Annotated in this window: 9 protein-coding genes and 1 pseudogene; 8 read left to right on the forward strand and 2 right to left on the reverse strand. The window is 68.8% G+C overall.

Annotated features, from left to right (window positions below; genetic code table 11):
- Window positions 1-109 precede the first annotated feature (109 nt).
- Window positions 110-589, forward strand: coding sequence for a GlcG/HbpS family heme-binding protein (locus CON77_RS10550; RefSeq protein WP_101049112.1), 480 nt, complete (start codon window positions 110-112; stop codon window positions 587-589).
- Between the two features lie 31 nt (window positions 590-620).
- Window positions 621-1,616, forward strand: a complete 996-nt coding sequence (locus CON77_RS10555) for a 2Fe-2S iron-sulfur cluster-binding protein (RefSeq protein WP_101049113.1) — start codon at window positions 621-623, stop codon at window positions 1,614-1,616.
- 60 nt (window positions 1,617-1,676) lie between these two features.
- Here CON77_RS10555 and hemL read toward each other — a convergent pair whose 3' ends face one another.
- Both hemL and thiD read right to left on the reverse strand, forming a co-directional pair.
- The gene (hemL, locus tag CON77_RS10560) at window positions 1,677-2,972 is read right to left on the reverse strand and encodes a glutamate-1-semialdehyde 2,1-aminomutase (RefSeq protein WP_101049114.1); all 1,296 of its coding nucleotides are present in this window, start codon (window positions 2,970-2,972) and stop codon (window positions 1,677-1,679) included.
- A gap of 31 nt (window positions 2,973-3,003) precedes the next feature.
- Window positions 3,004-3,933, reverse strand: a complete 930-nt coding sequence (gene thiD / locus CON77_RS10565; RefSeq protein ID WP_198552340.1) for a bifunctional hydroxymethylpyrimidine kinase/phosphomethylpyrimidine kinase — start codon at window positions 3,931-3,933, stop codon at window positions 3,004-3,006.
- A gap of 65 nt (window positions 3,934-3,998) precedes the next feature.
- On the opposite strand from thiD, the gene CON77_RS10570 reads away from it, so the two are divergent.
- From CON77_RS10570 to CON77_RS10595, 6 genes and pseudogenes are all read left to right on the forward strand, one after another.
- Window positions 3,999-4,172 (forward strand): rubredoxin, encoded by a 174-nt coding sequence (locus tag CON77_RS10570; RefSeq protein ID WP_101049116.1) that lies wholly within the window; start codon window positions 3,999-4,001, stop codon window positions 4,170-4,172.
- 42 nt (window positions 4,173-4,214) lie between these two features.
- A complete protein-coding gene (locus CON77_RS10575) occupies window positions 4,215-4,601 on the forward strand; it encodes a response regulator (protein ID WP_101049117.1) in 387 nt (128 codons plus the stop codon).
- A 13-nt stretch (window positions 4,602-4,614) separates the two neighbouring features.
- Window positions 4,615-4,983, forward strand: coding sequence for a response regulator (locus tag CON77_RS10580; protein WP_101049118.1), 369 nt, complete (start codon window positions 4,615-4,617; stop codon window positions 4,981-4,983).
- Window positions 4,984-5,000: 17 nt separating this feature from the next.
- Entirely contained in the window at window positions 5,001-5,549 is a 549-nt protein-coding gene (locus CON77_RS10585) for a chemotaxis protein CheW (protein ID WP_101049119.1), read from the forward strand.
- Window positions 5,550-6,022: 473 nt separating this feature from the next.
- Window positions 6,023-7,051: pseudogene (locus CON77_RS10590) on the forward strand (methyl-accepting chemotaxis protein); the annotation flags it as partial.
- Window positions 7,052-7,061: 10 nt separating this feature from the next.
- The coding region (locus CON77_RS10595; RefSeq protein ID WP_157826914.1) for a hypothetical protein at window positions 7,062-7,431 on the forward strand (370 nt) is incomplete at its 3' end.

A 7,431-nucleotide genomic window follows, 5' to 3' on the forward strand; every position in this document is an offset into this window, starting at 1 on the left:
CTCTTCCACCTCCACATTCCGTGAGTCCGGCCGCGTCGGCCTCGAATTCTTCTCCTCCACCAAAATCATCTACCGCGCTTGAGCGGTCCTCTCACACCAGGAAACCACCATGAAATCCGCTTTGAAACTGCAACTCGACGAAGCCCGCCTGATGGCCCGTGCGGCCCTGGCCAAGGCACAGGAAATCGGAGTGCTCGAAACCGTGTGCATCACCGATGAAGGGGGCTTTCCCCTGGCCCTGGAGCGCATGGATGGCGCCCGCGTCACCGGTCCCCAAATCGCCTGGAACAAGGCCTTCACCGCGGCTGGCCACAAGCGCTCCACCCACCTGTTCAACACCGCGCCCAATGGCCCGGCCTTGCCCGGCAACGAGGCGTTTGGCATCCAGTGGAGCTTCGAGGGCAAATTTGCCGTTTTTGTCGGGGGCTTTCCCATCGTGGTCAACGGCGAGGTGGTCGGTGGTGTCGGTCTGAGTGGCGGCAATGGCGAACAGGACACCGCCTGTGGCCTGGCCGCGCTGCAAGCCCTGAAAGACGCCTTGGCCGCGGCCGGCCACGAGGTGCTGGTCCAGGCCGACATCAAGAAATGAACCCAGGGCACGCCCGCTCCCGGAGAGCAACATGAGCCACCGCGTCGTTTGGCTGGAAACCGGCCAGAGCTTTCAAGTCGAAGCCGGCGAAGCCGTGCTGACGGCCGCCCTGCGCGGTCAGGTCGAATTGCCCCACGAGTGCCGTTTCGGCGGCTGTGGGACCTGCCGCGTGCGGGTGCTGGAGGGGCGGGTGGGATACGAGGACGAACTGCCCATGGGCCTGAGCCCCGAAGAGGCCGAGGCGGGTTACGCCCTGGCCTGCCAGGCCCTGCCACAGAGCGATCTGGTGGTCAGCGCCGAGCCGCTGCAATTGGGCTCACCCCCGACCCGGGTGCAAGCCACGGTCGAAGGCGTGCGGCCGCTGGGTCCCGATGTGACTCACCTGCGCCTGCGGCTGTTGCAAGAGGGGTTGGAGTTCCTGCCTGGCCAGTATGGCAACGTGCAACTGGGCGATGGGCGACACCGCAGCTTTTCCATGGCGTCCAAACCCAATGGCGGGGTGGTGGATTTCCACGTGCGGCGCATTCCAGGGGGCGCGTTCACCGACCGCCGCCTGAGCGGTTTGCAGCCCGGTGAAACGCTGGACATCGAGTTGCCCCATGGCCGATTCCGTTTCCGACCACAGGATTACCGTCCCCTGCTGATGGTGGCCACCGGCACCGGACTGGCGCCGATCAAGAGCATTCTGGAGTCCTTGATGGACGATCCGGACTGTCCCCCAGTCAGCCTGTACTGGGGCGCGCGCACCGCGGCAGACCTGTATCTGCACGACGAAATCCAGCGCTGGGGCGAACGCCTGTATGAATTCCAGTACGTGCCGGTTCTCTCGCGTGCAGACGAAGGGTGGACCGGGCGCCGCGGTTATGTGCAGGACGCCGTGCTGGCCGACTGGCCGGACCTGTCCGAGCACGCCATTTACCTGTGCGGATCGCCACTGATGATCGAAGCCGCCAAGGCGGATTTTCTGGGTCGTGGCGCCAGCCTGGAGCACCTCTACAGCGACAGCTTCGTGTTCCAGACCGCTTGACGCGGCACCCGGCCGGCTTGTGAGTGCCCCGGTCGGACGCCGGGGCACGGGCATCGGCGGTCAGAACGTGGCAAATACCTCACGGGCCGCGGCCACCGTGGCGGCCACATCGGCCTCGCTGTGCGCGGCACTCACGAACCCGGCTTCGTACAGCGCCGGCGCGAAGTACACGCCACGGTCCAGCATGCCGTGGAAGAAGCGGTTGAAGCGGGCGTTGTCGGTGGTCATGACGGTGGCGTAGTTCTGCGGCAGCTCGTTCATCAGGAAAAAGCCGAACATGCCTCCCTGGCTGTCGGTGGCGAAGGGCACGCCAGCCGCTTCGGCGGCGCCTTGCAGGCCGGCGGTGAGCTGCTGGGTGCGCGCCGACAAGGCTTCGAAGAAGCCAGGTTTCTGAATTTCCTTCAGCGTGGCCAGGCCGCAGGCGGTGGCCACCGGATTGCCGCTCAGGGTGCCGGCCTGGTACACGCCGCCCAGCGGGGCGAGCTGCTCCATGACGGCGCGCTTGGCGCCGAAGGCGGCCAGTGGCATGCCGCCGCCGATCACCTTGCCCATCACCGTCATGTCGGGCTCGAAACCGGGAATCAGTTGGGCGTACACGCTCTGGGCGCTACCCAGGGCCACGCGGAAGCCGGTCATCACCTCGTCGAAGGCCAGCAGGGCGCCGTGCTGGGTGCACAGCTCGCGGCAGCGTTTCATGAAGGGCACGCTGGCGCGCACGAAGTTCATGTTGCCGGCGATGGGTTCGATCATCAGGCAGGCGATGTCGGCGCCGTGCGCCTGGAAGGCGGCTTCCAGGGCTTCGATGTCGTTGTAGGGCAGCACCAGGGTGTGCTGCGTCACCTCGGGTGGTACGCCAGCGCTGGTGGGGTTGCCGAAGGTGGCCAGGCCCGAGCCGGCTTTCACCAGCAGGGCGTCGGCGTGGCCGTGGTAGCAGCCTTCGAATTTGACGATGGTCTTGCGGCCGGTGGCGCCCCGCGCCAGGCGGATGGTGCTCATGCCGGCCTCGGTGCCGGAGCTGACCAGGCGCACCATGTCGATGCTGGGCACCAGCTTGACGATTTCTTCGGCCAGCTCCACTTCGCGCTCGGTCGGGGCGCCGAAGCTGAAGCCTTCCATGGCGGCTTTCTGCACGGCTTCCAGCACGGCGGGGTGGCCATGGCCCAGGATCATGGGGCCCCAGGAGCCGATGTAGTCGATGTATTTTTGGCCGTTGGCGTCCCAAAAGTGGGCGCCCTGGGCGCGTTGCACGAAGCGCGGGGTGCCGCCCACGGCCTTGAAGGCGCGCACGGGGGAATTGACGCCGCCGGGGATGAGTTGCTTGGCGCGGTCGAACAGGGTTTGGTTGCGGTCGGTCATGTCGTTCTGAAGGGGGGCCGTGGGGCCCGGGTCAATGGTGGGTGTCGGGCAGCGGGAAGTCGGCCAGCGGGTTGGCGCCCGGATCGGTTTCGTCGGCCGGGCCGTCGTCGTGGGCCCAGAACAGGCGGTCGGGCACGGCGTGGCCCATGCCGGGCTGGAAGCCGGCGTCCAAGCACTGGTCCAGGTAGGTCAAGGCCTCGGCGCAGGCTTCCTGCAGGTCGTTGCCGGCGGCCAGCAGGGCGCACAGCGCCGCCGACAGCGTGTCGCCGGCGCCGTGGAAGGTGGCTTCGAAACGCTCGTATCGCGCGGTGGCCAGCACCGCCTCGGGCGAGGCCAGGTGGCTTTCGAGGTACTGGTCGGGTGCGTTGAAGCCGGTCACCAGGGTGTAGGGCACGCCGTGTGCGGCGGCGGCGCGGGCCACCTCGCGCGGGCCGGGTGCACGTTCTTCGCTCCAGTCGGGCAGCAGCCAGCGGCACAGGGTGTTGTGGTTGCCCACCAGCACCGTGGTCTGCGGCAGCAGCAGTTCGGCGCAGGCGTCGAGGTAGTCCTCGCGTTCGACCTCGTCCCACCAGGCCAGCTCGGGCATGTAGGTCACCACCGGCACCTCGCTGTAGTCGCTCAGAATTTCGGCGATCTTGCTGACGTTCTCGGCGTTGCCGACGAAGCCGGCCTTGAAGCCGCGCACCGCCATGTCTTCCAGGGCGCAACGGGCCTGTTCGTCGACCGCGTCGTCGTCGAAGGCGATGTGCTGGTGCACGCTGCGGGTGTCGCGCACGTAGCTGCCGGTGACCACCGCCAGCACGTGGCAGGAGGCGCTGGACATGGCGGTCAGGTCGGCCGCCAGGCCACCGGCGCCGCTGGGGTCGTTGGCGTTGAAAGCCATCACGCAGGGCAGGGAGGCCAGGGGGGCGTCGTCTGCGGCGGGGGCGTCCGCTGGGGGCAGGTCGAAAGAGGGGGGCATTCGCTGAGCGGGCCGCGCAGGCATCGATACAATGAACCCATTCTAAGACAAGCGTTTTTTCGACCATGAGTGCCAACAAAACCTGGATGTGCCTGATCTGCGGCTGGATTTACGACGAGGAAGCCGGCTCGCCCGACGAGGGCATCGCGCCGGGCACCAAGTGGGAAGATGTGCCGATGAACTGGACCTGCCCGGAGTGCGGCGCGCGCAAGGAAGACTTCGAGATGGTCCAGCTCTGACCGAGCCCCGCCCCCGCCCAGCCACCGCACAGGAGCCCGCCGATGACCGACACCGTTCAGACGCCGCGCAAGGTGCTGGTGGTGGACGACAGCCAGACGGTGCGCCGCAGCGCCGAGCTGTTCCTGCGGCAGGGCGGGCACGAGGTGCTGCTGGCCGAAGACGGTTTCGAGGCGCTGGCCAAGATCCACGATTTCGCCCCCGACCTGGTGTTCTGCGACATCCTGATGCCGCGGCTCGACGGTTACCAGACCTGTGCCATCATCAAGCGCCACCCGCGCCACGCCGCGCTGCCGGTGGTGATGCTGTCGTCCAAGGACGGGGTGTTCGACATCGCCCGCGGGCGCATGGTGGGCTCGGAACAGCACCTGACCAAACCCTTCACCCGCGAGCAGTTGCTGGACGCGGTGCAACGCCACACGTCCCCATGAGCGAAGGCCAGCCATGCCCGGTGTGAAAGACATTCTGGTGGTGGACGATTCGCGCACCGAACTGGTGTTCCTGCGCAGCCTGCTCACGCGCAACGGCTACCACGTGCGCACCGCCGAAAACGCCGAACAGGCGCTGCTGGAGCTGGGCGAGCAGTTGCCCGACCTGATCCTGATGGACGTGGTCATGCCCGGCACCAACGGTTTCCAGCTGACCCGCACCATCGTGCGCCACCCGGAATACGGCAAGGTGCCGGTGTTCATCTGCTCCAGCAAGAGTCAGGAAACCGACCGCGTTTGGGGCCTGCGCCAGGGTGCGCGCGACTACATCACCAAGCCGGTGGACCCGCAGCTGCTGCTGGCCAAGATCGAGGCCGTGGGCTGAGCCCCCGCGCAGACCGCATGGCCACCCGCCTGTCCCTGCAAACCTTCCAGGCCGAACTGGCGCGCAAGTTGGCCGAATCGGCCGAGCGGCCGCTGGCGGCGGGCTGGCTGGGCGTGTCGTGGCAGGGCGTGCGCGCCCTGGTGCCGCTGACGCAGGCCGCCGAAATCTTCAACCCCGTCGCGCTGCAGCGCCTGCCGCACACCCAGCCCTGGGTGCTGGGCGTGGCCAGCCTGCGCGGCGGGCTGACCCTGGTGCTGGACTGGGTGCGTCTGCTCGGTTTCCCGGGCCAGGCGCCGGTGGCCGGTGGCGACGACACCGTGTACTGGCTGCACCTGAACCCGGCCCTGGGGGTGCATGCGGCGCTGTGCGTGGACCAGTTGCTGGGCCTGCGCGCCGCCCACGACATGGTGGTGGAACCGTCCGCCGACCCCGAGTGGGGCGTCAAGCACCGCTGCCGCGACGCCCAGGGTCAGCATTGGGTCGAACTCGACCTGCTGGCCCTGACCCAGTCGCCCCAGTTCCTGGATCCGCGCCTGCCGGCCTTTGCCCACGCCGCCACCGTTTGAGGACCCCGATGTTCGATTCCCTGCGCCAACGTTGGAAAGCTTCCCGCTCGGTCCTGCCGGACGATCCGCCTTCCAGCCTGGATTCGGCCTTGAGCGAGGTCGGCTCATCGCTCGGCGATTCGGAGTACGGCAGCGGTGCCCTGACCGCACCGGCGCCGTTGCCACCGGCCCGGGTCCCAGCCTCACAGGACCAGCCCGGCGCGCCGGCGGCGCGGGCCGGGCGCGATCCCGCTGCCGTGGCCCGCGGTGCGGGCGGCGCCCAGCGGACCTGGACGCTGGGCCTGCTCGCCTGTCTGGCGGCGATGACCGCCACCGCCGTACAGGGGTGGCTGGGGGAGGTGCCACACCCGGCCTGGGCCCTGTTGCCCGCCGTCTTCGGTGCGCTGGCGGTGCTGTGCGCCCTGGGGCTGGTGCAGCAGCAGCGCCACCGGGCCGGTCGCCAGCAGCAGGAGGTCGAACGCTCACGGGCCGAGGCCCAGGCCCAGGAAAAAGAGGCCAAGCGCATCAACGACGCCACCCAGGCCGCCATCCTGCGGCTGATGAACGAATTGCAGCTGGTGGCCGAAGGCGACTTGACCCAGCAGGCCACGGTGACCGAGGACATCACCGGCGCCATTGCCGACTCGGTCAACTACACCGTGGAAGAACTGCGTTCGCTGGTGGGCCAGGTGCAAGGCACGGTGCAACGCGTGGCCGACACCACCTCGCGCGTCGAGAACACCTCCATCGAACTGCTGGCCGCCTCCACCGAACAGCTGCGCGAGATCCGCGAAACCGGCCAGTCGGTGCTGGACATGTCCACCCGCATCAACCTGGTGTCGGTGCAGGCCCAGGGCTCGGCCGACGCGGCGCGCCAGGCTCTGCTGGCGGCCGAAACCGGCGCCCGTGCCGTGCAGGACGCCATCGGCGGCATGAACACCATCCGCGAGCAGATTCAGGACACGGCCAAGCGCATCAAACGCCTGGGCGAGTCCTCGCAGGAGATCGGCGAGATCACCGAGCTGATTTCCGACATCACCGAACAGACCAATGTGCTGGCCCTGAACGCCGCCATCCAGGCCGCGTCCGCCGGCGAGGCCGGGCGCGGTTTTTCGGTGGTGGCCGAAGAGGTGCAGCGCCTGGCCGAACGCTCGGCCGACGCCACCCGCCAGATCGCCGCGCTGGTGCGCGCCATCCAGGCCGACACCCAGGACGCCGTGCTGGCCATGGAGCGCTCCACCCGCGAGGTGGTGGCCGGCGCGCGCCTGTCCGACAACGCCGGGGCCGCTCTGGCCGACATCGACCGCCTCTCGCGCCAGGTGACCGAGCTGATCGAGCAGATCGCCAGCACCGCCACCCGCGAGGCCGAACTGGCGGGGCAGACCGCCGGCAACATCCAGCACATCTTCGCCGTGACCGAGCAGACCGGCGAAGGCACCCGCTCCACGGTGCAGCAGGTGCGCGAACTGTCGCGCGTGGCCGACGAGCTGCGCCAGTCGGTGGCGCGCTTCAAGATCGCCTGAGGCCACGTCGGTGACCACCACGCCCTCCCTTTCCCCGGTGCGCGACCTCGGCCCGCTGGCCTGGGTGATGGACGAGGTGCGCCGCGCGCTCGACGACGCGGTGCTGGCGGTGCGCCAGTTCGTGGCCGACAACGCCACTGCCCGTGCCACCGACCTGGCCGAGGTCGATGCCACCCCCCTGCGCATGCTGCGCCAGCAACTGCACCAGGCCGTGGGGGCCCTGGAAATGGTGGAGCTGGCCGCCCCGGCCCAGACCCTGCGCGCGCTCGAGGCGCTGGTGCAGCGCCTGGTGCAGCGGCCGGCGGCCGCCACCCCCGAGGCGGCGCAAGCCGTGGGCCAGGGTGCCCGAGCCCTGGCGGACCAGCTGGACCGCACCCTGC

Origin of the sequence: Macromonas nakdongensis, from assembly GCF_002837145.1 — a bacterium.
GTDB lineage: Bacteria > Pseudomonadota > Gammaproteobacteria > Burkholderiales > Burkholderiaceae_C > Macromonas_B > Macromonas_B nakdongensis.

Coding starts and splice junctions, on each gene's coding strand:
- CON77_RS10550 (WP_101049112.1), top strand. CDS start 110: ATGAAATCCGCTTTGAAACTGCAACTCGACGAAGCCCGCCTGATGGCC.
- CON77_RS10555 (WP_101049113.1), top strand. CDS start 621: ATGAGCCACCGCGTCGTTTGGCTGGAAACCGGCCAGAGCTTTCAAGTC.
- CON77_RS10585 (WP_101049119.1), top strand. CDS start 5,001: ATGGCCACCCGCCTGTCCCTGCAAACCTTCCAGGCCGAACTGGCGCGC.
- CON77_RS10575 (WP_101049117.1), top strand. CDS start 4,215: ATGACCGACACCGTTCAGACGCCGCGCAAGGTGCTGGTGGTGGACGAC.
- CON77_RS10570 (WP_101049116.1), top strand. CDS start 3,999: ATGAGTGCCAACAAAACCTGGATGTGCCTGATCTGCGGCTGGATTTAC.
- thiD (WP_198552340.1), bottom strand. CDS start 3,933: ATGCCCCCCTCTTTCGACCTGCCCCCAGCGGACGCCCCCGCCGCAGAC.
- hemL (WP_101049114.1), bottom strand. CDS start 2,972: ATGACCGACCGCAACCAAACCCTGTTCGACCGCGCCAAGCAACTCATC.
- CON77_RS10580 (WP_101049118.1), top strand. CDS start 4,615: ATGCCCGGTGTGAAAGACATTCTGGTGGTGGACGATTCGCGCACCGAA.